This window comes from Corynebacterium sp. CCUG 51687 (assembly GCF_024453995.1).
In the GTDB taxonomy this organism is placed as follows: Bacteria; Actinomycetota; Actinomycetes; order Mycobacteriales; family Mycobacteriaceae; genus Corynebacterium; species Corynebacterium pseudogenitalium.
In genome coordinates this window covers 101,609-125,642 of record NZ_JAGPYT010000007.1, presented here as the reverse complement: position 1 = coordinate 125,642, position 24,034 = coordinate 101,609, and the positions used below count along the sequence as shown (strand labels likewise).

Below are 24,034 nucleotides of genomic sequence, written 5' to 3'. Positions count from 1 at the left end.
AGCGGGGGAATATCGTGCGGGGACATGGGTGCGGACCTCCTTCAGGTTCTGGCCCACAACCAGCCTGCCACCTAGGGGAAAAGCTGGAATTTGGTGCGCGTTTCCGCTTAAAGCAGGTCTTTCGCTGCCTGACGCGCGTTGCCGATCACGGCCGGGACCCCAACCCCGGCAACCCAGGCGCCTGTCACACCAACGCCGTCGACACCGGCGAGGGCATCCTGGACCTTGGCCACGGTGGCCAGGTGGGTGGCGTCGTAACGCGGGAGGCCACCCAGCCAGCGCTGAACGAAGATCTCCTCGACGCCGGCGGCGCGGCCGTCGAAGCCGGTGATGGTCTGCAGGTCGTCGAGGGCCCAGTCCACGAGGTCATCCTCGCTGGCGGTCAAGGCGACGTTGTCGCCGTAGCGTCCGAAGCTGGCGCGCACAAGCGCGCCGCCGCGCTCGGCGAGGTGCGGCCACTTACGCGACGAAAGCGTGAACGCCTTGGCGTGCACGTCCTTCGCATCGGTGCTGACCAGCACGCCGGAGTTCTCCGGCAGGCCCTCGTCGGTGGCGAAGCGCAGGCCCACCACGGCGGAGTTCGCCAACTCGACGGAGCGAAGCGCCTCGGAGGCCTCGGGGGCGATGTCGCGAAGCAGCAGCGCGGTCGTCGGCGCCGGGGTGGCCAACAGCACGCGGTCGTAGACGGTGTCCTCGCCCCCCTTGAGACGGAACCCCTCGCCTTCGCGGCTGATGGACGGGATGAAGGCGTCGACGTAGATATTCGCGCCGGACTGCTCGGCGAGTGCCTCGTAGAGCTCCTGGTAGCCCTCACGGAACGAGGCGAAAATCGGCGCCGGCTTCGAGGGCTTCGAGGCGCCAGCAGCAGCCATGGCCTTCTTCCGGGCGGCCTCCAGGTTGGCGACCGCGGTGGACAGGTGCACCGGGCCGTCGGCGGCCAGGCGGTCGAACTCGGCGGCGAGCTGCGGCACGGTGGCGCGAACGCCCAGGTCATCGGCGGTGCAGGAGTACACCCCGCCAAGCAGGGAGGAGACGATGTTGTCCACGACATCGTCGCCGTAGCGCTCGCGGACCAGGGCGCCGACGCTCATGTCGCCGCCGATGGTCCACTCGAAGCCCTCGCGCTCCGCCTCGGTGTCGATGCGCCGCGCGGTTTCCTCGCTGACCAGGTGCGCGACCGGCTCGGAGGTAGATGGGATACCCATCATGCCGCCTGCCGGCATAGCGCGGGTTTCGCCGTCGACGTACAGCAGGGAACGCATCCCCGACGGGGAGACCAGCGAGTCTTGCAGGCCCAGCTCTTCGACGAGCTGCTTTGCTTCCGGGCGGCGCGCAATGAAGGCTTCTGCTCCCATATCGGTGGGGCCGCCGTCGAACGCAACGGTGTACAGCTTGCCGCCGATGCGGTCGTTGCCTTCGTAGACGTCGACGGTGTGGCCGGAGTTGCGCAGCTCAAACGCTGCGGTCAGCCCGGCAAGCCCTGCACCGACAATGGCGATATTCAATGGGGATCTCCTTCGTTATGCTTCGTGGATCATTGCGACGGCGTCGGTGATGGCGCCTGCATCGGTGGTCGGCAAGACGCCGTGCCCGAGGTTGAAGATGTGGCCGGTGGCGGTGCCGGCGTCGATAGCTCGGGCGGCCTCGGCCTTGATGCGGCGCACTTCTTCCTGCACCACGGCGGGGCCGGCGAAGAGCATCGCCGGGTCGAGGTTGCCCTGCAGCACGCGCGGGGACGCGAAGCGCGTGGCGGCGACGTCGAGCGGCACGCGCCAGTCGACGCCCATCACCTCGGAACCGGCCTCGGACATCGCGCCGAGCAGCTCACCCGTGGCCACACCGAAGTGGATGCGCGGGATCACGCCCTCGACCTCCTTCAGGATCTCGGCGGAGTACGGCAGGACGTGCTCGCGGTAGTCGGCCTCTGTGAGGAAGCCCGCCCAGGAGTCGAAGAGCTGCATGGCGTCGATGCCGGCGTCGACCTGCGTGCGCAGGAACGCGCTGATGGTCGGCACGAGGCGGCGCATCAGGGCGTGCCACGTATCTGGGTCGCCGTGCATCATGGCCTTCGTCTTCTCGTGGTTCTTGCTCGGCCCGCCCTCGATGAGGTAGCTGGCCAGCGTAAACGGTGCGCCGACAAAGCCGATCAGGGCCTGGGTGTCGGTGAGCTCGTCGAGAATCATCTCGATGCCCTTGGCCACTTCCTCAACGTTGTGGTCCAGCACCGGCAAATTATCGACGTCCTCTCGCGTCCTAATCGCCTTCTCCATCACTGGGCCGCGGCCCGGCACGATCTCCACGCCGATGCCCGCTGCCTTCAGCGGCACAACGATGTCGGAAAAGAGGATCGCCGCATCCATGTCGTGGCGGCGCACCGGCTGCATCGTGATCTCCGCGAGGAGCTCCGGCATGAAGCAGGAGTCCAGCATGGAGATGCCTTCACGGACTTTGCGGTATTCCGGCAGCGAGCGCCCGGCCTGGCGCATAAACCACACCGGGGTGCGTGAGGGCGTGCGGCCGTTGGCGGCCTCAATGAGCGGGGCAGAAGAAAGGTCGCGTCTGGTCATAGTCCCCCACCCTACCGCCGTTGCGGTTTAGGAGGGAAAATGATTTGCCCGCGAGGAGTGCGCCTCAATCACGAGCGAGCTGCCGAGCATGAGCAGCGTGGCCCCCACCGGGGGCAGCACGCCGATCGCGGCAAGCACGATCGCAGTGGAGTTGTACGCCCAGGCGAAGATCATGTTGTAGTCGATGATGTGGCACACCCGGCGCGCGTGCGCGATGAGCTGCGGGACGGCGGAGACGTCGTCGCGGATCAGCACGGCGTTGCAGGCGCGGGCGATGGTGGAGGACTGGGCGTCGATAAGGTCGTCGGTGGCGTAGAGCAGGCCGACGTCCGCCACCTTGATAGTGGGAAGCGCGGTGGCGTCGCCGATCATGGCAACCGTGGCGCCCTTCGTGTGGATGGCGCGAACCGCCCCCGGCTTGTCCGGCGCGGTAATGCCGGCGAGCACGTTGGACATACCCAAAAAGTCGGCAAAGCGGCGGGCCACCGGGTAGGTATCGCGGGTGAGCATCACCGTCTCTACGCCCATCTGTTCCAGGCGGTTGATGGCCTCGTGGGCGTCGTCCTTCGCGGGGTCGTAGAGGGTGATCACGCCGCGGTCCTTGCCGCGCCAGCGCACCACTACAGGGGTGCCTCCGGCGGTCGCGGCCATCGCGAGGCGGCCGTGCAGCTGGGACAGGTTCGTGGGGCGCCACAGGCAGGCGTCGAAGGACTCGGTGCGGTCCTCGTCCTCGTCGCCGTAGGTCAAGGTGAGGCGGCCGCGGAACTCGCCGCCGGGCGTGATTTCCTCGTTGCTCATCTCGATCCACGACGGCACATCGGCGCTCTTCGTGCGCCCATCGCGCGCCTCACGCGCCGCCTTCACCATCGCGCGTGCCGACGGGTGGTTGGACTCCACCGACAGCGCACCCGCCACGCGCATCACCATCTCCGGGCTTTCGCCGCGCTCCGCGGTGACGGTCTCCACCGTCATCTGCGGCTTGACAAGGGTGCCCACGCGGTTGAACACGGCCGTGTCCGTCGACTCCAACGCGCGGAAGGTTTCGCCGTCGCGGATCAGGATACCGTTTCGCACCGCCGACTCAATGCCGAGGCGGATCGCCAGCGAAGGCGAAATCGCCAGCGCCACCGGCGCCACCACCACCAAGATGGCCAACGCCGTGGAAAAGCCAGCATTGTAGTTGCCGGTCAGCAGCACCCACAGCCCAAAATCTAAGATAGCCAGCGCATAGGCCGCCGGGATGAGCAGGCCCGCCGCGCGCGTGGACATCAACGTGGCCTCGTTCTGGTGACGCAGCACCGCGTCCACCCAGCGCTCCACCGCGCCCAGGCGGGTGGTGTGTCCGACGCGCTCCACGCGCATCTTGATCTTGCCGCTGCGCAGCACCGACCCGGCGCGCACCGTTGAGCCGACTTTCACCTCGGAAGGCTCGCGGGCGTCGATAATCTGCGGGTTCAACACGCCAGAGCCGCCGACCACCTCGCCGTCGGCAGGGATGATCTCGCCCGCGTGGACGTAGACGTCATCCCCCTTGTTCAGCTCGACTGCCGGGAAGTCTTCCTCCGTCACGTTGCCCGCCCGCGAACGACGCACCACCTTGTACACCGCGTCCGGATCAGGGTTGCGGGCCTGCAAATCCTCCATGAGGCGGGGGCGAGCGCGCATGGTGAAGTAGCGTCCCACCAGCAACAACGTGGTCACGGCGCAGGAGACCTCGAAGAAGATCTCAACGTCGTGGCCCATCTGGTGCGGCACCCAGCCACTACTGGTAGTCCAGCCGATCTGCCCAGCGGACGTCAGCACCACCGCGACCAGCGACCACAGCCAAGCAGCCAAAATCGCGATCGAGCTCGCGCCGTCCAGCGCGGAAATCCCGCGGCGCACGCCACCGAGCATCGCGCGGTGGAACGGGAACGCGCACCACAGTGCGACCGGGGTGGACAACGCCAACGAACACCACTGCCAGCCCGGAAACTGGAACTGCGGCACGTACGCCATCAGGACGACCGGGATGCTCAGCACAATAGCGATCCACATGCGAAGCGGTGTGACCAAGTCGCGGGCGGTAAACAGCACGTCCTGGCCACGCATCATGCCGCGGCGCCGTCGGGCAGTGCGCACGAACCCGCTCGCGCGCGCCGTGCGCAGGGAGCGCTGCTCGTGTTCCTTCATCCGGCGCATCCGGCCGGACATGCCGCGCGTGCCACGCCGCGGCAGCGTGTGATCCACCACCGAATGCCCCTGGGCGCGGCGGCGCAGCGTCGAATCCGTCAGCTGCACCTCCACCCCGAAGCGCTGCATCACCTCGGCGATCGTGTGCGGTGCCGTGGTGTCCGGCGCGGTCACCCACGCCATCTTCGTCGGGTACACCAGGCGCGCCTGCACGCCCGGCAGCTCTTCGAGGGCCTCCTCGATGTCGCGCAGCTGCGCGCCGTCCTCCAGGCCCTCGAGCTCGAACGCGTAGGAAGCGTGGGGGCGCAACGGGTTGCCGTTGCTGTCCTCGGAGTGGCGCGAGTCCGGGTCGAACCCGGCGTCCTTGGCCGCCAGGCGGGCGTCGTCAATTGAGCGCGTCACATTATCAGCCATGCGCCGTTACTCCACTTCTTCCCTACTGCTGCTACTGCTCAGCCGGACGCAGATAGTCCTGCGATTCCTTCCGGGAAGCATAGAACAGCCCCAATGCTCCCGCCACACCGACCACGATCTGCACCGCACCGTCGACGGCGAACAGCGCAACCGGCACTTTAGTCGCAGCGGGCGTCATCAAGAAGAGCGTGAGCACGCGCACCGCGAAGAAGACCGAGAAGACCTGCAGCACCCGCGTGGCGTTGAGCATCCACTTTCCGCGGCGCTGCACTGAGCGCAGCGCCAGGCAAAACACCACGATGATGCCCAGCTGCAGCAACGCCATCAGCACAACCGTGGCGTACATGCTCGCCTGCATCATGTTCTCCGGCAGCGCCTCCGACTGGTTCTTCGCGGCCTGCTTCGCCGCCTCGCGCAGCGCAGCCGGGTCGAGCACCGTCACCACCACGGCGAGGATCTGGTGCAGGAGCTCACCGAGGATCATCACTGCCCACGCGCCGAGGAGATAGCGCACCGCCTCGGGCTGTTGCTGCGTCGGCTCGTCCTTCCGGTGTCTCGGTGGCAGGGCCGGGGCCTGCGCCGCGGGAGGTGTGTTAGCCATGAAGCTCCTTCAGCGCACGCGCGCCCTCGATTGCGTAGTACGTCAAAATCTGGTCCGCGCCAGCACGCTTGATAGAGGTCAGCGACTCCATCATGGTCGCCTCGAAGTCGATCCAACCGTTTTGACCAGCGGCCACCATCATCGCGTACTCGCCCGAAACCTGATACGCCGCCACCGGCACCGGCGACATGTCCGCCACGCGGCTGAGCACATCCAGGTACGGCAGCGCAGGCTTGACCATGACGAAGTCCGCGCCTTCCTCAATATCGAGCTCGGTCTCGAGCAGGGACTCGCGCACGTTCGCCGGGTCCTGCTGGTACGTGCGGCGGTCGCCCTTCAGGGAGGAGCCGACCGCGTCGCGGAACGGCCCGAAGAACTTCGACGCGTACTTCGCCGAGTACGCCATGATGGCCACGTCCTGGTAGCCCTCGGCGTCGAGCCCCTCGCGGATCACGCCGATCTGCCCGTCCATCATCCCCGACGGGCTCACGATGTGCGCGCCCGCGGCAGCCTGCGACAGCGCCATGTCGCGGTAGAGGTCCAAGGTGGCATCGTTGTCCACCACCTGGTTGCCATACTTATCGACGCCCACTACGCCACAGTGCCCGTGGTCCGTGAACTCATCCAGGCAGGTGTCGGCCATAATCAGCAGGTCCTCGCCGAACTCCTCGCGCAGCGCACGCACGTTGCGGTTCAGGATGCCCTCCGGGTCCCACGCGACGGAACCCGTGGCGTCCTTATCCTCGTCGAGCGGCACGCCGAAGAGGTCCACACAGCGGATCCCCTCCTCGAGTGCCTCGTGGCAGATCGCCTTCAGGGTGTCCGTGGTGTGCTGGTACACCCCCGGCATGGAGGCAATCTCTCGGCGTTCGGTGATGCCATCAGCCACGAACAACGGCAAAATAAAATCGGCCGGAGCCAGTCGCATCTCCGCAGTAAGCTGCCGAATCGCAGGATTCTGGCGGAGGCGACGTGGACGGCGTGGAAGATGATATGTAGTCATGTGCTACATCATAACGCCGGTTTCCGACGCGCCCTCCGCTTCTTCCGCGGCGGCGGCAGCTCCCCAGCTGCCCGCAGGGCAGCGACGTGCTCGGCAAGCGCGTCCACCAGGGACGGTACGTCCGCGACCTCTGGTACGACGTCGACACGCAGCCCCTGCTCGCGCGCTGCCTCAGCGGCCATCGGGCCGATGCACGCGATGATCGTGCGCTGATGCGGCTTGCCGGCGATGCCGACGAGGTTGCGCACCGTCGAGCCGGACGTGAAGCAGACTGCGTCAAACCCGCCGGTCTTGATCATGTCGCGCACCTCAGGAGCTGGCGGGGCCGCGCGCACCGTGCGGTAGGCCACGACGTCCTCGACGTCCCAGCCCTTCTCAATCAGACCATCCACCAGCACGTTCGTTCCGATGTCCGCCCGCGGCAGCAGCACCCGCGAAACCGGGTCGATGTCCTCGACGTACTCGGGGAACACCTCCACCAGTCCAGCAGCGTTCTGTTTCGTGCGGTGCGGCAACAGCTCCGGGCTCATCCCCAGCGCACGCAGCGCCTCAGCCGTCTTGCGGCCGACCGCCGCCAGGTGCACACCCGCGAAGGCGCGGGCGTCCAAGCCAAGCTGCTCGAACTTCTTCCACACCGCGTGCACAGCGTTCGTCGAGGTGAACACCACCCACTGGTAGCGACCCTCCACGATGCCCTTAATCGCGCGGTCCATCTGCGCCGGGTTACGCGGTGGCTCCAGGGAAATCGTCGGCACCGACTGCGGGATCGCCCCGTACGACGCCAGGCGGCTGCTCATCGCCTCCGCCTGCTCCTTCGCACGCGGCACCAGCACGCGCCACCCGTACAAAGGACGGTTTTCCCACCACGAAAACTTCGATCGATCATCATTCACAGTACCGAGCGTCACCACCAAAGAACCAGGCAGATCCGCCGTCACCGAGTCCATGGTTGCCAGGGTCTCCAGGGTCGCATCGACCGTGCGCTGCAGCCGCGTCGTTCCGTTGGCCGTGACGCTGCACGCCAGCTCACCCGGGAACCCGCGCTGCATCAACTGCGACGCCATCTCCGGCAGCTGCTCGCGCACCGCCTGCAACACCAACGGCTGCGGCGCCTGCGACAACTGGTCCCAGTCCACCGGCCCGTTCGCCAGATCTGCTTCCGTATACGTTGAACCAAGCGCGATACCCGCAAAGGACGGCACCGTCGACGGCAGCGACATCCCCGGCACAATCTGGAACTCCAGGCCGGCGGCCGCCACCGCGGCGATCTCCTCCCGCACGGCATCGCGCGTCAGCGGGTTCCCGCTGACCAGACGGATCACATCCCCGTCACCGTCATCCCCCTTGCGGATCACCTCGGCCGCCGCCTGCAGCGCCGAGCGCAACCGCGCAACAATATCGTCCGTGCCAAGCGGCACCTCTTCAACCTCAGCCGCGGTTGGGTCCGCAGGCTTCGACGGGCGGCGCCGCGCCCCCGAGGCCTTCGCCTCCGCACACATCGCCTCGTACTGCGCCTCAGCAGCGTCGATCTTCTCCTGCGGCACCGCGCACGCTGCGGCAAGAACATTTCGGACACCCTCAAGAACATCCGGTTCCACCAACGCGATAGAATTGCGTTCCATCACCTGGCGAGCGCGGATCGTCAGCAAATCGGGATTGCCAGGTCCGGCACCGACGAAGATCACCTTCCCCGGCTGGGGCGTGATTGAGGGCAGTGTCATCAAAATGGTCTTTTCTGGTCTTGTATAAGGCGTAAAGAAGTGTCCCGGCGTACAGCGAGCCCCAAAGGGACCCCTATACACCGAGACGATTGGACGTATGGTAGTTACACCTTAATTTGCATACGCCGTGTTTCAAAACCTGTTTCAAAACCAGTCTGAAAACTTACTGCATAATTTCTGCCGCCCCGCGCCCAATCAGCGTCTGTGCAAGCTGTGTTCCCAGCTCACGGGCGTCCTTACCAGAAGCTTCCTCAATCAGCTGCTTGGAGCCATCCAGGGCGAACACCCCCGCCCGCAAGGTAATGGTGCCGTCAGCGATGGTCGCGTGCGCCGCAACCGGGGCCGTGCAGCCTGCCTCCAAAGTCGCCAGCACCTGGCGCTCCGCCGCCGCGCACGCAAAGGAATCCGCGTGCAGCAGCTTGTCCAGGCCCTCGCGCAGCGCGGTGTCATCGACGCGGCACTCCACCGCCAGCGCACCCTGCGCCGGGGCGGGCATGAACACCTCAGCATCGAAGACTTGGGTGGCGCGGTCCGCGAACCCACCACGGACCAAGCCCGCGTACGCCAGGACAATCGCGTCCATCTCGCCGCTTTCCACCCGGCCCATGCGCGTCTCAATGTTGCCTCGCAGCGGGAGGATCTCAAGGTCAGGGCGCAGCGCGCGCAGCTGGGAAACACGGCGCGGCGCCGAGGTGCCCACCTTCGCGCCTTTCGGCAGCGTGTCCAGCGTCAGGCCGTCGCGGGCGATGAGCGCCTCGCGGTGGTCTTCGCGCTCCGGAACGATCAGGTAGGTGCGGGGCTCTGGGGCCGTCGGCAAGTCCTTGAAGGAGTGCACGGCGACGTCCACCTCGCCGTCGAAGAGGGCGTCGCGAAGCGCAGACGTAAACACACCGACGCCGATGCGCTCCACCGGCGCGTGGGAGACATCCCCGGCAGTTTTCACAATGTGCAGCTCAGACGGGTAACCGTGCGCGATCAGGGCATCACGCATGTGCCCCGCCTGCGTCGTGGCCAAGTGCGAACCCCGCGTACCAATTTTCAGCATGTAAATTACGACTCCTTCAACTTCAATTCGTCGGGACTCGGCAACCGGTCCATATCAGTAGCAGCCGACACGGGGCGCACCCCAAACAGCTCCTCAACGGCGGTCTCCAGGCTAATCGAGTCCGAGCTCGCCGCCAGCTCCTTAATCTTCACCGTCGGCTTATGCAGCAGCTTATCCACCACACGCTTCACCGACCGCGCCACCTGCTGGAAGTCCTCTTCTCCCAGGTCAGGAAGACGCTTGCGCAGCCGCGCCAGCTCCTCCTCCGAGATCTCCGCACCAATCCGGCGCAGCTGCGCCACCGCCGGCGCCACCTCGCGCATCCGCTGCTCGGAGCTAAAGGCCTGCACTTCCTCGGCCACGATCGCCTCTGCGGCCTGCAGCGCCTTCGAGTCCTCCGAATCCGCGTGGTGCAGCTGCTCGTGCAGGTACTCAATGTTGATCAGGTGCACGCCCTCGTGCTCCAGCACCGAATTGTCAATATCGCGCGGCAGCGACAAGTCAATCAGCATCGTCGGCCCCGAGATGTCCTCGCCCGAAATGGTGAACCCATCCGACGCCGTCGCCGACACCGTAATATCCACACGCCCCAACGCCCCCGCGCGCGCATTAAAGTCCACGACCTCCGCAGCCACCCCGGCCTCCCGGGCGTGCTCCGCCAACCGCTCCGCGCGCGAGCGAGTGCGGTTCGCAATAATCAACTTATCGACGCCCCTCTTGCCCAAATGCGTCGCCGCCAACGAGCTCATCGCACCAGCCCCCAACACCAGCGCAGTCTGGCCCTCCAGCGTGTCCACCCCCATCGTCTCCATCGCCGTATCCAGCGCGAAGGTCACCATCGAGCCGCCGGCATCATCAATCGACGTCTCCGTGTGCACACGCTTGCCCGTATGCAACGCCGACTGCGCCAGCGAATGCAACGCCGGGCCCACCGTGCCCTGCTCCGCCGCGTGCGTATACGCGGTACGCACCTGCCCGATGATCTGCTGCTCCCCCACCACCATGGAATCCAGGCCGGAGGCGACCGTCAACAAGTGCTCCGCAGCCGCGTCCGAATACCGCACGTACAGGTAGCCGCGCAGCTCCGCCTCACTCACCCCGGAGACCTCCGCCAGGACCGCCAACACATCCTGCACACCCGCATGGAACGCGTTGGCAACCGTGTACACCTCCAGCCGGTTACACGTCGAAATGATCATCGCCTCAGACAACGACGGGCGCTCCACCAGCGCCGACGCCGCCGAATGCTGCACCGCATCATCCATACTCAAGCGTTCCAACAACGCAACGGGCGCCGAGCGGTGCGACATCCCTACAACGAGAACACTCACTCAATCCCTCCAGTCAGCCGTGAATCAAACCAAAGGATAGCGCGTCACTCTGACAGCGCCTCGGCCAGGTCTGCGTTATCCACTTCCCAACACGCGAACTCGTCCCCATCAATCACTACAACCGGGACACGATCCCCGAACTCGGCGTTGAGCGACGGAGAGGCGTCGACATCTACAAGCGTGAGCTGCGCGCCGCACTGCTCGACCACCGGGGCGATCTGCGCAGCCACCCGCTCGCACGACCCGCAGGTCGCGCGCACCATCAGTTCAACCTGTTTCATCTCTCCGCCAATCTTGTTTACGATACAAACTATCACGTCTGCCACACGGTGAAAGGCTCGCTGGCAATGTCCGACCACAAAGAACTCCTGGCCCAATGGTCACTCACCCAAGGCAACCTTCGCCGCTTCCTCGAAGAAGTTGCCCTCCCACCTCTCGACGCCGAATCCCAACGCACCGCTGGTAACGCCGCCGCAGCCGCCGCCATCGAAGAAACCTTCGGCATCAGCATCGAAGAATTCGCCACCGGCGTCGACTCCGTCGGAGGCGCCTTCAAAACCGCCGGCCGGGAGAAAATCACCCAGCCCGACCCCGACGTCCCCCAAGACACCGAGGCGGCCGCGTTCTTCGACATCGACAACACCCTCATCCAGGGCTCCTCGCTCATCCTGCTGGCCAAAGGCTTGGCCAAGCAGCGCTTCATCACCCTTCGCGAGCTCCTCCCCGCGCTGACCAAGCAAATCCGCTACCGCGTCTCCGGCTCCGAAAGCGCCAAAGACATCGCCAAAGGCCGCGAGCAGGCCCTCCAAGTAGTCAAAGGCAAGAACGTCGAGCAGCTCAAAGAGCTCTGCGCCGAAATCGTCGACCGCCAAATGCTCGACAAGACCTACCAATCAACTATCGACGCCGCGTCCCGCCACATCGCCCAAGGCCAACAAGTCTGGCTGGTCTCCGCCACCCCGGTCCAAATCGGCCAGGCGCTCGCGGAACGCCTCGGCTTCACCGGTGCCCTCGGCACCGTCGCCGAAGAGGAAGACGGCAAGTTCACCGGCCGCCTCGTCGGCGACATCCTCCACGGCCCCGGCAAGCAACACGCCGTCGCCGCACTGGCGGCCATCCAGAAGCTCGACCTGGAAAAGTGCACCGCCTACTCCGACAGCATCAACGACCTGCCGATGCTGTCCATGGTCGGCAACCCGGTCGCTATCAACCCGGACCGCGCGCTACGCCGGTACGCGACCGGCCAAGGCTGGACCATCGAGGACTACCGCTCGCTGCGCCGCTACATGCTCCCGGCCCTCGGCGCTCTGGCGGGTGGCACGCTCGCTGCCGGTGTCGCTGCTGGTGTGATGGCGCTGCGTCGGCGTTAGCGTTTAGGTGCGGGCATCATCGCTCAAGCCACTCCGAACGCAGCAATCCGTGGCGGGAACACGCCGCCGACCACGCCATCGGCGAAATCTTCACCACCATCCGCCGCTGACACAGCGGGCAGATGCGTGGCGCGTCGTAGGGGCGGGCTGGGTCGAGGGGCCAGGCAATATCGCCGGAGAGGATGGCATCCGCGAGCTCGGTGTTGTCTGGAATGCGCATCAGAGTGACTTGATCGTGTCGTAGAGGATGCCGTGGCCGGAGTTCACCTTCTGGCCGACGGGTGTAATGCCCAGGTTGATGCGCGGCCGGGAGCTCCCGTCGAGGACGCGGTCCACGGCGTCGCGGTCCTCCTCTATCGGACGGCCAAACGTGGTCAGGTAATTACCGCCGATGATGGCGTTCGCGCCGCCCATCAGGCCGGCTTCGGTGCCGTCGTCGCCAAGCGCGAGCTCCGTGCCACCGGCAAAACGGAGCTGGGTTGTGGGCATGGCCAGGCGGAACGCCGCAACGGCACGAAGCGCCTCCCCCTGCGGGACGAGTGGCCGGTCGGCGAACGGGGTGCCGGGACGTGGGTCGAGGAAGTTCATAGGCACCTCGTGAGGCTGGATCTCAGCGAGCTGGGTGGCGAATTCGGCACGCTGCTCGATCGTCTCCCCCAGACCGATGATGCCGCCGCAGCAGGTCTCCATCCCCTCAGCGAGCACGTGCTCGAGAGTGTCCTTGCGCTCCTGCCAGGTGTGGGTGGTGACCACGTTCGGGAAGAAGGACTCGGCGGTTTCGAAGTTGTGGTTATAGCGGGACACGCCCATCTGCGCGAGTTGGCGCGCCTGTTCACGGGTCAGAATGCCAAGCGAGGCAGAAATAGAGATGTCCACCTCCTCCCGAATGGCAGTCACCGCCGCCGCGACCTGGTCCAGCAGGTCCTGCGTCGGGCCTTTCACGGCGGCGACAATACAAAACTCGGAGGCGCCCATTTTCTCGGACTGCTTCGCGGCCTCCACGAGCTCGTCGATATTCAGGGTGACGGCACGGACCGGGGACTCGAACAGTCCGGACTGGGAGCAGAAGTGGCAGTCCTCGGGGCAGCCGCCGGTCTTTAAGGAGATGATGCCCTCCAGGGAGACGTCGACGCCACAGTGCTTGATGCGGACCTGATGCGCGAGGTCGAGCAGTTCCGGCAGGCGCTCGTCCTCGATGGTGAGGATCTGCACGAGCTCTTCCTTGTTCAGGCCTTCGCCGCGCTCAAGGGCTTTTTCGCGTGCGATATCGAGGATGTCGGTCATGGTAATGCGCTCCGTTCAGTGCGGGGACGTGTTGTAAGTACGCATCAGTGTAGACCGCAATTGAACACCGTTCAGGTGTTTCGTGCCCCAACCTCCACCCACACCAAAAAGTTCCCGTGCCCGGGAACCATTTTGCGGTTTGGGCCGGTTCCGGTCGACCAACGGTTACGTTTCTGCAGGTCGCGACGACTGTCCACAAAGAAAGTTCCCGCGATCACAGAAATCCGAGGAACTTTTCGCAATTTCGGGGTACTCCACCCGCCCGAACACCCGCCTGACCTGCAAAGTGTAGTAACAGGAATGTAGTAATCCTCGAAAAGGGGGCCCCCAAAACGGGGATTACTACAATCCTGTTACTACCATTTGGGTTTTAGCCACGCCCACAACCGCATTTCCCCAGGCTAATTCGCTCGCTCACCGGTATGGAGCGCGAGCCACACGCATGAAAAAACGCCCGCTCCAACCATGTGGTGCGGGCGCTGCAAAAGCTTACTTGCCAAGCTTACGACGCTGAACACGCGTGCGACGAAGCATCTTGCGGTGCTTCTTCTTGGACATACGCTTGCGGCGCTTCTTAATCACTGAACCCATAAGGTTTCCTCGTTTCTTCGTAGTACGTTCTTGACGTGCCGGCATCCACCCGGGGTGCACGCAATGGGTGTAAGCATACAACCAAGGTGTTTGGCACTCAAAAAGGTTCGGGCAAGGTGAGTGCTATTTATCCGACGTCGTACACGGAGGATTCAAGGTACTCACTGACCGCCGTTTCGTTGACGCGGAAGGAGCGGCCGACGCGTACTGCCGGCAGCTCACCCGAGTGCAACAAGCGGTAGACCGTCATCTTGGAGACGCGCATAATTTCGGCGACTTCAGCGACGGTTAAGAACTTGCCTTTATCTTCATTTGCCATTAATTCATAAACCCTTCAGCACGGTCGCGCTGCAGGCTTCCCCTCCTGCAGGACGAAACACGCACGTGCTTCAAACAACCTTATCGTGAACACTGGGCCTAATGCGACTCATGTGCCGATAATTTTTCAAAGTGCCTGGAGAAACACCCCGTATCTGGTGTGAAAGCGGTGACTGCTGTGGCACAACCGGCGCAACCGGCGCAACCGGCGCAATCGACTCAGTAGGCTCAGTAGGCTTCGGAGCGCGTCGCGCAGGCGTCGGTGGCGCGGTAGATCGCTGCGCGTAGGCCGGACTCCTCGAGTTCGCGGATCGCGGCAACAGTGGTGCCGCCCGGCGAGGAGACGGCAGCGCGCAGGCCAACCGGGTCGGGGTGCTGGTCCAGGAGCGCTCCGGCGCCGGCGCAGGTTTGGGTGGCCAATTCCGTGGCGAGGTCCCGGGGCAGTCCGAGGGCAACGCCGGCGTCGATAAGTGCTTCGGTGAGCAGGAAGTAGTAGGCGGGCCCCGACCCCGAGAGCGCGGTGACGGCGTGCATTGCCTTTTCGGGGACGGCGACGACGCGGCCCGCGGACGTCAAGAGCTTTTCGACGGCCTCCCGCTGCTCGTCTTCCACGTAGCGGCCGGCGGAGACGGCGAGCACACCTTTGCCCACGAGCATCGGGGTGTTCGGCATCACGCGCATGATCGGGGTGCCCGCGGACGAGATGGCCTCTTCCATGTCGGCGATGTCAACGCCGGCTGCCATCGAGACGAGCACGGTGGGCACCGAGTTGCTCGCGACGGTCTCCGCGATCTCCCCGATCACGTCAATGATCTGGTTGGGTTTGACGCACAGGAAGACAACGTCGGCGTCGGCGGCGGCCTCGACGTTGTCCGTCGTGGCCTGGATGGCGTAGCGCTCGGCGAGCGCCGCCACGCGCTCTTCGGAGCGGCAGGTGGCAATGATGTGGTGCGGTTCGACCTTTGAGGCGATCAGCCCCTGCAGCAGGGCCTCGCCGATATTGCCAACGCCAATGATTGCGATTTTTTCCATGCACCACACACTAGCGCCACGGGGGCACTGTGGTGGAAAACGCCCTTAGAGCAGGGCCGGACCGAACGCCATGACCAGGGCGGCGACGCCCGCGAGCGTCATGGTCAGACCATCGCGGCCAGTGTGCATCGCGCGCACGCCGAAGACGACGCCCGCAACAGCGGCGGCGCCCAGGATGGCTGCGAGTGCGGTTGCCAGGTTCGCCCAGATCCAGCTGAACAGCATGAACCCGAGCACGCCCAGGACTACGCCGATGAACACGAAGAGCACCAGCATGATGGGGTTGACGGCGCCGTCGTCATCGATTTCGGCGACCTCGGCGGCTTCAGCCTTTTCGACGTCCACATCCTCTACATGGTCGTCGTCGAAGAGGTCGAGGCTGTCTTCCTCGGCGGGTTTCTCAGCAGGCTCAGCCTTGGTGCGCTGCGCTGGCTCCTTGGTGTCCTCCACGACGCGGATCTGCGTCGTTTCGTCCTCGGAAGGGCTGGCCTTCTGCGCGGCAGGCGCAGGCGCGGGCGGGTCAACCGGCTTCTCGGCCGCAGGCTTTGCAGCCGCAGGTTTCTCGGCAGCAGGCTTCTCTGCAGCAGGCTCAGGCTTCGCCGGTGCGGGTTCGGCTGGTGCGTCGAGTGGCACGCTGGAGTGCTTCGCTTCGGCCGGGCGGGCGTCGACAGCCTTGAAGGAGCCGGTCAGCTCCGCGACCGAGACGCCGCCTTCCTCCAAGCTGCGGCGTCGACGGGGACGCTTACCCACGTCCGGGTTGGTTTTCTGGGCCCGGGCGAGGAGCTCCGCAACCGTCAGCTGCTTGTCCTCAGACATCAGTCGTTGTCTCCTTCGTCATCTCCTAAGTCATGCCCTTGGTCGATCCAACGGAGGATCACGCCTTCTCGTAGCGCCCATGGACAGATCTCTAACTTATCAAGCTTAAGCGCTCGCATGGCAGCCTCTGCAACTAGGGCACCCGCAACGATCTGGTGTGAGCGGTCGGCGCTGATGCCTTCGAGCTCCGCACGGTCGGCTGCGGTCATGCGGGAGATGAATGCGATGAGCTGGCGCAGGCCCGGCGCGGTGAGGGTTCGCTTCACGAAAGGCCCAGCTGAGGAGGGTGCAGCGCCGGTTAGCCGGGCGAGGGAGCGGAACGTCTTCGAGGTGCCGACGGCCAGCCCCGCCTCCCCCAGCGCGTGGAACTCCCGGGCGGGCCCGGCGAGTTCAGCGTCGATGTAGTCGCGCAAAAGGTTGATCTTTTTGCGCTCCGGCGGGTCGGATTCGAACCACTCGTGGGTGAGCCGCCCGGCGCCCAGGTCGAGGGACACGGCCAGGTCGGGGCTTTCTTCGGTGCCGGTGGACATCTCCAGGGAGCCGCCGCCGATGTCCAGGTTGGTGATGCGCCCGGCGGACCACCCGTACCAGCGGCGCACCGCGAGGAACGTCAGCCGCGCCTCCTCCTCGCCGGAGAGGACTTCGAGGCGCACGCCGGTTTTCTTCTCAACCTTCTTCAGCACATCCTCGGAGTTCGTCGCCGAGCGCACGGCGGACGTCGCAAAGGCGAGGAACTCCTCGCACTTCAGCTTGCTGCTTAGACCTGCGGCTTCCCCCACGGCGTCGACAAGCTTGTCGACGCCCCGAGGCTCAATACTGCCCTCGTCGTCGAGGAGTTCGACGAGCCGGAGCGGCTGCTTCCAGTCACTCATCGGGGTGGGGCGGCCACCGCTGCGGGCATCTACCCCCACGAGATGCACCGTATTACTGCCTACGTCTAATACACCTAATCGCACACCCTCAGCGTAGTGCGTCTACGGTGTGTTGGTGTGAATCAACCAGTTTTTCTCGGATTCCCCGCCGAATCCCCCGCCGGCCGCTCTATTCTCGCGGGACGCGAAGTGCCCACCGACTTCCCCCGCGAATGGTTCGTGTTCATGCACCCGGAGGACCCGCTGCACTACTTCAGCATCGACCTGACGTGGGTGGAATCCACCTGGTCATGCCGGTTTGGCACGCCGCAGTGTCACGGGATTGATGAGGACTTCTCCGTTGTCGGCTGCTGCATCCACGGCGCCTACCTCTCCGACGAAACGGACCGCGACGACCTCTATAATGCGGTCGCCGAGATGCCTGCGAAGTACTGGCAGCTGCGCCCCCGCGACGTCGACTCCTACATCGCGGCCGCCGACCCCACCATCCTCGAGCCCTGGCTGGAATGGGACGACACCGAAGAAGAGGACGACGGCCCACACATCAAGACGCGCGTGGTGGATGGCGCCTGCATCTTCGCCAACCGCAACGGCGCTGAGACCGGCCCGGGGTGCTCCCTGCACCAGTGGGCGATGGCGGAGGGCCGCAACATCATCGGATCCAAACCGGAAGTGTGCTGGCAGGTCCCGTTTTCCCGGGAGGACTCCTGGGAGGAACGCGCCGACGGCCAAGAGATCCTGCGCACCACCATCGGCGAGTACGACCGTCGCCAGTGGGGTGGCGGCGGCGAAGACTTCGACTGGTGGTGCACCGACGCGCCCGCCTGCCACACCGGCGGTACACCCGTGTGGCAGTCGATGAAGCAGGAGCTACAGCAGCTCATCGGCGAGAAACCCTACGAGGTCCTCGCCGCGCACTGCGCCGCCCGCGCGAAACTCCCGCGTGAGGCGAAGACCACGCACCCGGCCAGCGATCAGGCCTCGAACTTGTAGCCCAGGCCGCGCACCGTCACCAGCTGCTTCGGCTTCGACGGCTCCTCCTCAATCTTCGAACGCAGCCGTTTGACGTGCACGTCCAGGGTCTTGGTGTCGCCGACGTAGTCCGCACCCCAGATCATGTCGATGAGCTGGGAACGCGTAAGCACCCGGCCGGCGTTGCGCATCAGGTACTCCAGCAGGTCGAACTCCTTGAGCGGCATGCGGACTGGTTGGCCGTCGACAAGCACGCTGTGGCGCTCGACGTCCATGGTGACGCGGCCGCCGATGAGTACGTCGCGGCTCGGCTCGTCCTTTTCCTCCGCCGCCGACTCCCCGCCGCGGCGCAGCACCGCCCGGATGCGCGCAATGAGCTCGCGAGTCGAGTACGGCTTGGTCACGTAGTCATCCGCGCCGAGCTCGAGGCCCACCACCTTATCGATCTCCGAGTCACGCGCCGTGACCATAATGATCGGCACCGACGAACTCGCGCGCAGCTTCCGGCACACATCCGTGCCGCTCATGCCCGGCAGCATCAGGTCCAACAGGACAAGATCGACCTCGTTGGCCTCGAACGCCTCGAGCGCCGCCGGGCCGTCGGCCGCCCACACCGTGGAAAAGCCCTCCTTTTCCAGCAGATACGACAGCGGATCCGCCAGGGACTCTTCATCTTCAACGATCAGGATCTTCGTAGACACGGTTAGGGAAACCCTCCTGCAAAAGCTACATCGGCAACTCGAGCGTGAAAGTCGACCCGGTCCCCGGGCGCGACCACACTCTGATAGTACCCCCGTGGTTTTGCGCCACGTGCTTCACGATGGCCAAACCCAAGCCAGTCCCCCCAGTCGAGCGAGACCTCGCCTTATCGACGCGGTAAAAACGCTCAAACACGCGCTTCTGATCCTCCAGCGCAATTCCGATCCCCCGGTCAGTGACGCGCACAAGCGCCACCTTCTGCTTCCCGGACATACGCACCTGCTGCGTAATACTCACCGGCTGGCCGTCCGGCGAGTAGTTAATGGCGTTCGACACCAGGTTGCTCACCGCGGACGTCAGCAGCGACTGGTCCCCCATCACCGTAATCCCGGTGGGTTCCCCACGGATCAGGTCGATGTTGCGGCCCTCGGCGGTGACGTGATTGCGGGTGATGGCGTCGTCAATCACCTCGTCGAGGCTCACCGGCGACATCTCCGGCAACGCCTCCGCACCCTGCAGCTTCGACAGCGAAATCAGGTCCGTGATCATGTCGCCCATCCGGTGGGCCTCCTTCAGCACCTTCGTGCCGAAGTAGTCCACCATCTCCGGGTCATCCGGGTCCTGCAGCAGCGCCTCCGCGAGTAGCGCCATCCCGCCGACCGGCGTCTTCAGCTCGTGCGAGACGTTCGCCACGAAGTCGCGGCGCGCGTGCTCCATCCGCACGTTCTCGGACTCGTCCGTGCTGTAAGCAATCACGTAGGAGTTCTCCGTCAGCGTCAGCGGTTTGACCACCACGCGCACGTTCCGAATGCGGGACCCCGTCGCGCGAATCGGCAGGTCAAGGTCAAGGACGTGCGTCTCCTGATCCTCAAAGACCTGCTGAGCGGTGTCCCACACCTCCGGCTGCACCGTGCGGTCATACACCAGCGACATATCGTGCGCCCTCGCGTTCGAGAGCAGCACCTTGCCCTCCTGGTTCATCACCGCAATCCCCGTCGGCGAGCCCTGCACCGCCAGCTGCAGCACCTCACTAATCGTGGCCGCCCTGCGGGAATCCGAACCACCATCAACCCGGTTGCGTAAACGCCAACGCAGCGCCCGCCGCACCAACGGTGCAGCAAGCGCTGCGAGAACTACGCCCCCTAAAAACGCCAGTAGCGGGGACAATGCGACTACTTACTTCTGGCCCTGGTTAGCAACCGCAGCAGCACCTGCCGCAGCCGCCTCCGGATCAAGGTACGTCCCGCCTGGGTTGAGCACCTTGCCCTTGCTGTCAATCTCGTAGACCAGCGGCATGCCGGTCGGGATGTTCAGGGCAGCGATGTCATCGTCGGAGATGTTGTCCAGGTACTTCACCAGCGCGCGCAGCGAGTTACCGTGCGCAGCCAGCATGACCGTCTTGCCGTCGAGAACCTCAGGCAGGATGACGTCGATGTAGTACGGCAGGAAGCGCTCCACAACGTCCTTCAGGCACTCCGTGCGTGGCACCTCTGGGAGGAACGCGTAACGCACGTCGTCGGTCTGGGAGTACTCGTTGTCGGCGTCGATTTCTGGTGGCGGAGTGTCGTAGGAACGGCGCCAGCTCATGAACTGGTCCTCGCCGTACTTTTCACGGATCTCTGCCTTGTTCAGGCCCTGCAGTTTGCCGTAGTGACGCTCGTTGAGGCGCCAGTTACGCACAACTGGGATCCAGTGACGGTCCGCAGCGTTCAGCGCGATGTTCGCGGTGCGGATCGCACGACGCAGCAGCGACGTGAACACGATGTCCGGCAGCACGCCCTTTTCTGCCATCAACTTACCGGCGTTGACGGCTTCCTGCTCACCCTGCTCAGTCAGATTGACATCGACCCAGCCGGTGAACTGGTTGGACTTGTTCCATTCACTTTGTCCGTGACGGACAAGAATCAACTTTCCATTCGTCATGGCACCAATCATGCCACGAATCGTATGATTTTTCTTTAAGGTTGGGTCTCATGATCCACACCAACGCCGTCGCCGCCGCGCTCACTGCCGCACTTCTCGCACCTGGAGCGCCATTTCGCGTCCTCCCGGAGCAGCCGCCGACCACAATGCGAGTGGGCAATCACACAATTTCCATCCCCGAACACGCCAGCGCCGCGTCCTGCTCCCAAGGCTTCAGCGGCACCATCAACGGCCAGCTCGTCATGCTCACCGCCGGCCACTGCTTCGACCTCTCCGAGGGTGTCGACAACGAGCCCACCGACGTCATGCGCACCCACCGCGTCGAAGTGCCTATCGACGCCAGCTACCGCCCCATCGGCACCCCAACCAACCTCAAACCCTCCACCGACTACGCCGACGTCTACCTCCCCTCACAGTTCTTCTGGGACACCGTCAACACCCCGGATTGGGGCGTCGTCACCGCCGCCCCCGACACCCCAGCCACCCGCATGTCCTTTTCCCGCGACGCCAACGGCCACGCCCACGGCGCACCCCGCGAACTGCGCTACATCCAGGACACCCGCAACCTGCCCTACAACTATTTCGACACCTCCAACTTCGGCCAGCCCATCTGCAAAGACGGCGCCACCACCGGCCGCACCTGCGGCCACCAACTCGCGCGTTCCCGCAACAGCATCTACTCCTGGGGCCTGCGCTACGAACACGGCGACTCCGGCGGCATCAACTACGACCCCCGCGACGGCGCCGTCCTCGGCGTCAGCTCCATGGGCATAGGACCCCTCGGCAAAGCCCAGCGTGCCGACCGCATCATCGAAGACGCCTTCAACGTCCCCGACGGCAAAGTCAACGAAGCCTTCGCACTCCCCGATTCCACCGCGCCCCACGGCGACTTCACCCCACTCAACCAGGAGCAAGGGGCGTTGATGGGCCAGATCATGCAGGACAACCCCGAACTGAAACCGCGCAAGACCGGCAAGCAGGGCTTCGACGAGGCCGTCGCCGCAGCCCAACGCGACGCCGACGTTGCCGCCCAGCGCGCCGGACAGGTCCGCACCGTTGAGCAGGCGCAACGCCTCGCCGCCGACGTCTCAGGTGCGGTCGACCACCACGCGCAGCAGCTCGGCAAGTGGGGCGCGGCCGCGGCGGTGGAGACGCTTGGGACGGCTTCACTCAATTGATGGACAAACCCTAGCCATCCCTTGGCAAACCCCGTCCGACAACCTTTTGGTTTTACAGCCTCACAGCCAGGGGACCGGCACACCCCAAGCCGCCAGCTGAGGGCCAGCCGCGTACACAGCACCACCAAGCGCGGCCAAGACCGCGACAGCTATCCGCAAGGCCAAAATCGGCGACCCTTTGGCAAACGTGGAGGCATACTTCGCTAGGGCCACGTCTGCCGACGTATATGCCTGAGATGGACAAATTGGCTCACCAATTGCAGGCTGGACCGGAGACTTCCGCAGCTCACGACACTTCGCTGCTTTTTCTTCTGATGTCACTCCCCAGACAATCGCCTCATACATCTCTCCAGAGAGCTCGCGATGTTTGAATACATACCCCATCGTATCGGCGAAATCGAACACGTTGTCTGTTTTGCTTGACTCCGCTACGTTGCTTGCTGCTTGGGGCTCCGTGACTTCGGCAGAAGCGCTATGGGTAGCCCCAGATGCCGCCACAGCCACTGTGACCAATCCGGGTACAAGAAATCTAAATTTCATCATCACAGTAACTCCTCCATGAAAGACTAACAGTCCAATCCTTTTCGATTTGAATGTAGCACCGGTCAACGAGGGGAGAACATCGGATTTGGTACATAGATTGGGGAGCCAGTGCCAAAGGACGCAATCCTGTCCGCCGATTCCGGCAAACGCCCAGGTCGCGAAAAGTGGGTTGCGTCCTTTGGCACTCGGGTCTGCTGGGGTGACACCACATTCCTTCACGCAGCGCCGGTGAACTGGGGAAACGCGCCAGCACTAGAACGAAACGAAACATCGAATTTGGTGCGCAACCCCCCAAAAACACGCGACTAGCTCCCGATGGCCTTCCGGTCGCAGAGGCCGCGGTCGAAGTGGTCGAGGGCGTCCTGGTAGATACCGGTGAGGTCGTGGGCGCTTTCGCGCCAGCTGAACTTGCTGGCTTGGGCGACGGCGGCTTGGCCCATGGCGATGCGGGTGTCGTCGTCGCGGAGGAGGGTGCCGATGGCGTTGGCCCAGTCGACGGGGTCGTGGCTGGGGACGAGAGTGCCGGTTTCGCCGTCGGCGACGACGATCGGTAGGCCGCCGACGGCGGCGGCGACAACGGGCGTGCCGGTGGCCTGGGCTTCAACGGCGACGAGGCCAAAGGACTCGTTGTAGCTGGGGACGGCGACGATGTCGGCGGCCTGGTAGACGTTCACGAGTTCCTGCGGCGGTCGCGGCCCGAGGAAGCGCACGATGTGGCCCACGCCCTCCTCCTCGGCGAGTCGCTGATACGTATCGACGCTCACCCCGCCGCCGGAGGCGCCGCCGCAGATGAGGACGCGCAGGGGGTAGTCGACGCCGTCGCGAACGAGTTGGCCGATGGCCCGGATGAGCACCTGCGGACCTTTGAATTCTTGGAGGCGGCCGACGAAGGCGACCACTTTGGCGTGGACGGGGATGCCGAGGTGGCGGCGTGACATTTCGGTGTTGCGGTTGGTGCCGGGGGTGTAGAGCTCGGTGTCGGCGCCGGGGGTGACCACGGCAATTTTGGCGGGGTCGACGTCGTAGTGGCGGGACAGTTCGGTGATTTCGTCTTCGGTGTTGACCACGAGGCGGTCGGCGTTGTCCACGAGTTGTTGTTCGCAGATGCGGCGGGCTTCGCTTTCGGAGCTTTCGGCGCCAGACGCGTAGGCGTTTTTGACGGCGGCCCAGGTGTGGCCGGTGTAGATGAGGGGGACGTCGCTCAGTTCGGCAAGCAGCCAGCCGACCTGGCCGGAGAGCCAGTAGTGGGCGTGGATGATGTCGTAGTGGGCGTCGTAAATTCGGCAGAACTGTACGATGCCGCCGGCGAACGTGGCGAGCTGCGTGGGCAGTTCCTCTTTGGGCAGGCCTTCGTAGGGGCCGGCGACGATGTGGATGACCCGGAAGCCGGGCTCGACCTCGGCGATTTGTGGCTGGCTGGGGCGCGTGGCGCGGGTGAACACGTCGACTTCGATGCCCTGGCGCGCGAGCTGCTGGGCGATATTGAGGATGTACACGTTCATCCCCCCGGCATCCCCGATGCCGGGCTGCTCGAGGGGCGAGGTGTGCATTGAAATCATGGCGACGCGCATGCCCGCCAGCG

The 24,034-nt window shown here is 64.8% G+C and carries 24 protein-coding genes; 3 read left to right on the top strand and 21 right to left on the bottom strand.

The window, feature by feature from the left end:
- Nucleotides 1-107: 107 nt before the first annotated feature.
- The 9 genes from KBX13_RS08225 to KBX13_RS08185 all read right to left on the bottom strand — a co-directional run bounded on the left by KBX13_RS08225 (nucleotide 108) and on the right by KBX13_RS08185 (nucleotide 11,135).
- Complete coding sequence (locus KBX13_RS08225; protein ID WP_256021643.1) at nucleotides 108-1,505, bottom strand: protoporphyrinogen oxidase; 1,398 nt, start codon at nucleotides 1,503-1,505, stop codon at nucleotides 108-110.
- Between the two features lie 15 nt (nucleotides 1,506-1,520).
- The gene (gene hemE, locus KBX13_RS08220; RefSeq protein ID WP_256021641.1) at nucleotides 1,521-2,567 is read right to left on the bottom strand and encodes a uroporphyrinogen decarboxylase; all 1,047 of its coding nucleotides are present in this window, start codon (nucleotides 2,565-2,567) and stop codon (nucleotides 1,521-1,523) included.
- A gap of 27 nt (nucleotides 2,568-2,594) precedes the next feature.
- Nucleotides 2,595-5,153, bottom strand: coding sequence for a cation-translocating P-type ATPase (locus tag KBX13_RS08215; RefSeq protein WP_256021639.1), 2,559 nt, complete (start codon nucleotides 5,151-5,153; stop codon nucleotides 2,595-2,597).
- A gap of 31 nt (nucleotides 5,154-5,184) precedes the next feature.
- Nucleotides 5,185-5,754, bottom strand: a complete 570-nt coding sequence (locus KBX13_RS08210; RefSeq protein ID WP_083329446.1) for a hypothetical protein — start codon at nucleotides 5,752-5,754, stop codon at nucleotides 5,185-5,187.
- The gene (gene hemB, locus KBX13_RS08205) at nucleotides 5,747-6,757 is read right to left on the bottom strand and encodes a porphobilinogen synthase (RefSeq protein ID WP_256021637.1); all 1,011 of its coding nucleotides are present in this window, start codon (nucleotides 6,755-6,757) and stop codon (nucleotides 5,747-5,749) included. Before hemB ends, KBX13_RS08210 begins: the two co-directional genes overlap by 8 nt.
- An 8-nt stretch (nucleotides 6,758-6,765) precedes the next feature.
- On the bottom strand, nucleotides 6,766-8,478 hold the full coding sequence (locus KBX13_RS08200; RefSeq protein ID WP_256021635.1) for a uroporphyrinogen-III synthase: 1,713 nt from the start codon (nucleotides 8,476-8,478) through the stop codon (nucleotides 6,766-6,768).
- Nucleotides 8,479-8,641: 163 nt separating this feature from the next.
- Nucleotides 8,642-9,523: a hydroxymethylbilane synthase gene (hemC, locus tag KBX13_RS08195; RefSeq protein ID WP_070363198.1), complete on the bottom strand. Its 882-nt coding sequence runs from the start codon at nucleotides 9,521-9,523 to the stop codon at nucleotides 8,642-8,644.
- 5 nt (nucleotides 9,524-9,528) lie between these two features.
- Entirely contained in the window at nucleotides 9,529-10,854 is a 1,326-nt protein-coding gene (locus KBX13_RS08190; RefSeq protein ID WP_256021633.1) for a glutamyl-tRNA reductase, read from the bottom strand.
- 44 nt (nucleotides 10,855-10,898) lie between these two features.
- Nucleotides 10,899-11,135 carry a glutaredoxin family protein gene (locus KBX13_RS08185; RefSeq protein WP_070363200.1) on the bottom strand — a complete coding sequence of 79 codons (237 nt, stop codon included), beginning with the start codon at nucleotides 11,133-11,135 and terminating at the stop codon, nucleotides 10,899-10,901.
- Nucleotides 11,136-11,201: 66 nt separating this feature from the next.
- Here KBX13_RS08185 and KBX13_RS08180 point away from each other — a divergent pair, with 66 nt between their 5' ends.
- Entirely contained in the window at nucleotides 11,202-12,224 is a 1,023-nt protein-coding gene (locus KBX13_RS08180; RefSeq protein WP_256021630.1) for an HAD-IB family hydrolase, read from the top strand.
- A gap of 16 nt (nucleotides 12,225-12,240) precedes the next feature.
- On the opposite strand, the gene KBX13_RS08175 is transcribed toward KBX13_RS08180, so the two are convergent.
- The 7 genes from KBX13_RS08175 to KBX13_RS08145 all read right to left on the bottom strand — a co-directional run bounded on the left by KBX13_RS08175 (nucleotide 12,241) and on the right by KBX13_RS08145 (nucleotide 17,221).
- Nucleotides 12,241-12,444, bottom strand: a complete 204-nt coding sequence (locus tag KBX13_RS08175) for a hypothetical protein (RefSeq protein WP_256021629.1) — start codon at nucleotides 12,442-12,444, stop codon at nucleotides 12,241-12,243.
- Nucleotides 12,444-13,508, bottom strand: coding sequence for a biotin synthase BioB (bioB, locus tag KBX13_RS08170; protein ID WP_256021627.1), 1,065 nt, complete (start codon nucleotides 13,506-13,508; stop codon nucleotides 12,444-12,446). The genes KBX13_RS08175 and bioB overlap by 1 nt, the downstream gene beginning before the upstream one ends.
- A gap of 489 nt (nucleotides 13,509-13,997) precedes the next feature.
- Nucleotides 13,998-14,099 (bottom strand): 30S ribosomal protein bS22, encoded by a 102-nt coding sequence (locus KBX13_RS08165; RefSeq protein WP_003855542.1) that lies wholly within the window; start codon nucleotides 14,097-14,099, stop codon nucleotides 13,998-14,000.
- Between the two features lie 127 nt (nucleotides 14,100-14,226).
- On the bottom strand, nucleotides 14,227-14,418 hold the full coding sequence (locus KBX13_RS08160) for a helix-turn-helix domain-containing protein (protein ID WP_070363204.1): 192 nt from the start codon (nucleotides 14,416-14,418) through the stop codon (nucleotides 14,227-14,229).
- A 227-nt stretch (nucleotides 14,419-14,645) separates the two neighbouring features.
- Entirely contained in the window at nucleotides 14,646-15,449 is an 804-nt protein-coding gene (proC, locus tag KBX13_RS08155; protein ID WP_071573639.1) for a pyrroline-5-carboxylate reductase, read from the bottom strand.
- A 45-nt stretch (nucleotides 15,450-15,494) separates the two neighbouring features.
- Nucleotides 15,495-16,265 carry a hypothetical protein gene (locus tag KBX13_RS08150; RefSeq protein ID WP_256021624.1) on the bottom strand — a complete coding sequence of 257 codons (771 nt, stop codon included), beginning with the start codon at nucleotides 16,263-16,265 and terminating at the stop codon, nucleotides 15,495-15,497.
- Entirely contained in the window at nucleotides 16,265-17,221 is a 957-nt protein-coding gene (locus KBX13_RS08145) for a Ppx/GppA phosphatase family protein (protein ID WP_256021622.1), read from the bottom strand. Before KBX13_RS08145 ends, KBX13_RS08150 begins: the two co-directional genes overlap by 1 nt.
- Before the next feature lie 33 nt (nucleotides 17,222-17,254).
- On the opposite strand from KBX13_RS08145, the gene KBX13_RS08140 reads away from it, so the two are divergent.
- A complete protein-coding gene (locus KBX13_RS08140; protein WP_070363207.1) occupies nucleotides 17,255-18,130 on the top strand; it encodes a hypothetical protein in 876 nt (291 codons plus the stop codon).
- Here KBX13_RS08140 and KBX13_RS08135 read toward each other — a convergent pair.
- The 3 genes from KBX13_RS08135 to KBX13_RS08125 are packed head-to-tail and all read right to left on the bottom strand — an operon-like array spanning nucleotide 18,112 to nucleotide 20,731.
- Complete coding sequence (locus tag KBX13_RS08135) at nucleotides 18,112-18,810, bottom strand: response regulator transcription factor (RefSeq protein ID WP_070363208.1); 699 nt, start codon at nucleotides 18,808-18,810, stop codon at nucleotides 18,112-18,114. The genes KBX13_RS08140 and KBX13_RS08135 overlap by 19 nt on opposite strands.
- A 25-nt stretch (nucleotides 18,811-18,835) precedes the next feature.
- The gene (locus tag KBX13_RS08130) at nucleotides 18,836-19,975 is read right to left on the bottom strand and encodes a cell wall metabolism sensor histidine kinase WalK (protein ID WP_083290798.1); all 1,140 of its coding nucleotides are present in this window, start codon (nucleotides 19,973-19,975) and stop codon (nucleotides 18,836-18,838) included.
- A 9-nt stretch (nucleotides 19,976-19,984) separates the two neighbouring features.
- On the bottom strand, nucleotides 19,985-20,731 hold the full coding sequence (locus KBX13_RS08125) for a phosphoglyceromutase (RefSeq protein ID WP_070363602.1): 747 nt from the start codon (nucleotides 20,729-20,731) through the stop codon (nucleotides 19,985-19,987).
- Between the two features lie 50 nt (nucleotides 20,732-20,781).
- Here KBX13_RS08125 and KBX13_RS08120 point away from each other — a divergent pair, with 50 nt between their 5' ends.
- Nucleotides 20,782-21,909 (top strand): S1 family peptidase, encoded by a 1,128-nt coding sequence (locus KBX13_RS08120; RefSeq protein WP_252931909.1) that lies wholly within the window; start codon nucleotides 20,782-20,784, stop codon nucleotides 21,907-21,909.
- A gap of 60 nt (nucleotides 21,910-21,969) precedes the next feature.
- On the opposite strand, the gene KBX13_RS08115 is transcribed toward KBX13_RS08120, so the two are convergent.
- Both KBX13_RS08115 and mshA read right to left on the bottom strand, forming a co-directional pair.
- On the bottom strand, nucleotides 21,970-22,314 hold the full coding sequence (locus KBX13_RS08115) for a hypothetical protein (RefSeq protein ID WP_145945272.1): 345 nt from the start codon (nucleotides 22,312-22,314) through the stop codon (nucleotides 21,970-21,972).
- A gap of 443 nt (nucleotides 22,315-22,757) precedes the next feature.
- On the bottom strand, nucleotides 22,758-24,023 hold the full coding sequence (mshA, locus tag KBX13_RS08110) for a D-inositol-3-phosphate glycosyltransferase (protein WP_252931911.1): 1,266 nt from the start codon (nucleotides 24,021-24,023) through the stop codon (nucleotides 22,758-22,760).
- Nucleotides 24,024-24,034: the final 11 nt, after the last annotated feature.

Excerpts from the sequence above, each read along its gene's own strand:
- KBX13_RS08215 (WP_256021639.1), bottom strand. The coding sequence starts at position 5,153 with ATGGCTGATAATGTGACGCGCTCAATTGACGACGCCCGCCTGGCGGCC.
- KBX13_RS08150 (WP_256021624.1), bottom strand. The coding sequence starts at position 16,265 with ATGTCTGAGGACAAGCAGCTGACGGTTGCGGAGCTCCTCGCCCGGGCC.
- KBX13_RS08160 (WP_070363204.1), bottom strand. The coding sequence starts at position 14,418 with ATGGCAAATGAAGATAAAGGCAAGTTCTTAACCGTCGCTGAAGTCGCC.
- proC (WP_071573639.1), bottom strand. The coding sequence starts at position 15,449 with ATGGAAAAAATCGCAATCATTGGCGTTGGCAATATCGGCGAGGCCCTG.
- KBX13_RS08210 (WP_083329446.1), bottom strand. The coding sequence starts at position 5,754 with ATGGCTAACACACCTCCCGCGGCGCAGGCCCCGGCCCTGCCACCGAGA.
- KBX13_RS08180 (WP_256021630.1), top strand. The coding sequence starts at position 11,202 with ATGTCCGACCACAAAGAACTCCTGGCCCAATGGTCACTCACCCAAGGC.
- KBX13_RS08175 (WP_256021629.1), bottom strand. The coding sequence starts at position 12,444 with ATGCGCATTCCAGACAACACCGAGCTCGCGGATGCCATCCTCTCCGGC.
- hemE (WP_256021641.1), bottom strand. The coding sequence starts at position 2,567 with ATGACCAGACGCGACCTTTCTTCTGCCCCGCTCATTGAGGCCGCCAAC.
- KBX13_RS08120 (WP_252931909.1), top strand. The coding sequence starts at position 20,782 with ATGATCCACACCAACGCCGTCGCCGCCGCGCTCACTGCCGCACTTCTC.
- mshA (WP_252931911.1), bottom strand. The coding sequence starts at position 24,023 with ATGCGCGTCGCCATGATTTCAATGCACACCTCGCCCCTCGAGCAGCCC.
- bioB (WP_256021627.1), bottom strand. The coding sequence starts at position 13,508 with ATGACCGACATCCTCGATATCGCACGCGAAAAAGCCCTTGAGCGCGGC.
- hemC (WP_070363198.1), bottom strand. The coding sequence starts at position 9,523 with ATGCTGAAAATTGGTACGCGGGGTTCGCACTTGGCCACGACGCAGGCG.
- hemB (WP_256021637.1), bottom strand. The coding sequence starts at position 6,757 with ATGACTACATATCATCTTCCACGCCGTCCACGTCGCCTCCGCCAGAAT.
- KBX13_RS08200 (WP_256021635.1), bottom strand. The coding sequence starts at position 8,478 with ATGACACTGCCCTCAATCACGCCCCAGCCGGGGAAGGTGATCTTCGTC.
- KBX13_RS08185 (WP_070363200.1), bottom strand. The coding sequence starts at position 11,135 with ATGAAACAGGTTGAACTGATGGTGCGCGCGACCTGCGGGTCGTGCGAG.
- KBX13_RS08125 (WP_070363602.1), bottom strand. The coding sequence starts at position 20,731 with ATGACGAATGGAAAGTTGATTCTTGTCCGTCACGGACAAAGTGAATGG.
- KBX13_RS08165 (WP_003855542.1), bottom strand. The coding sequence starts at position 14,099 with ATGGGTTCAGTGATTAAGAAGCGCCGCAAGCGTATGTCCAAGAAGAAG.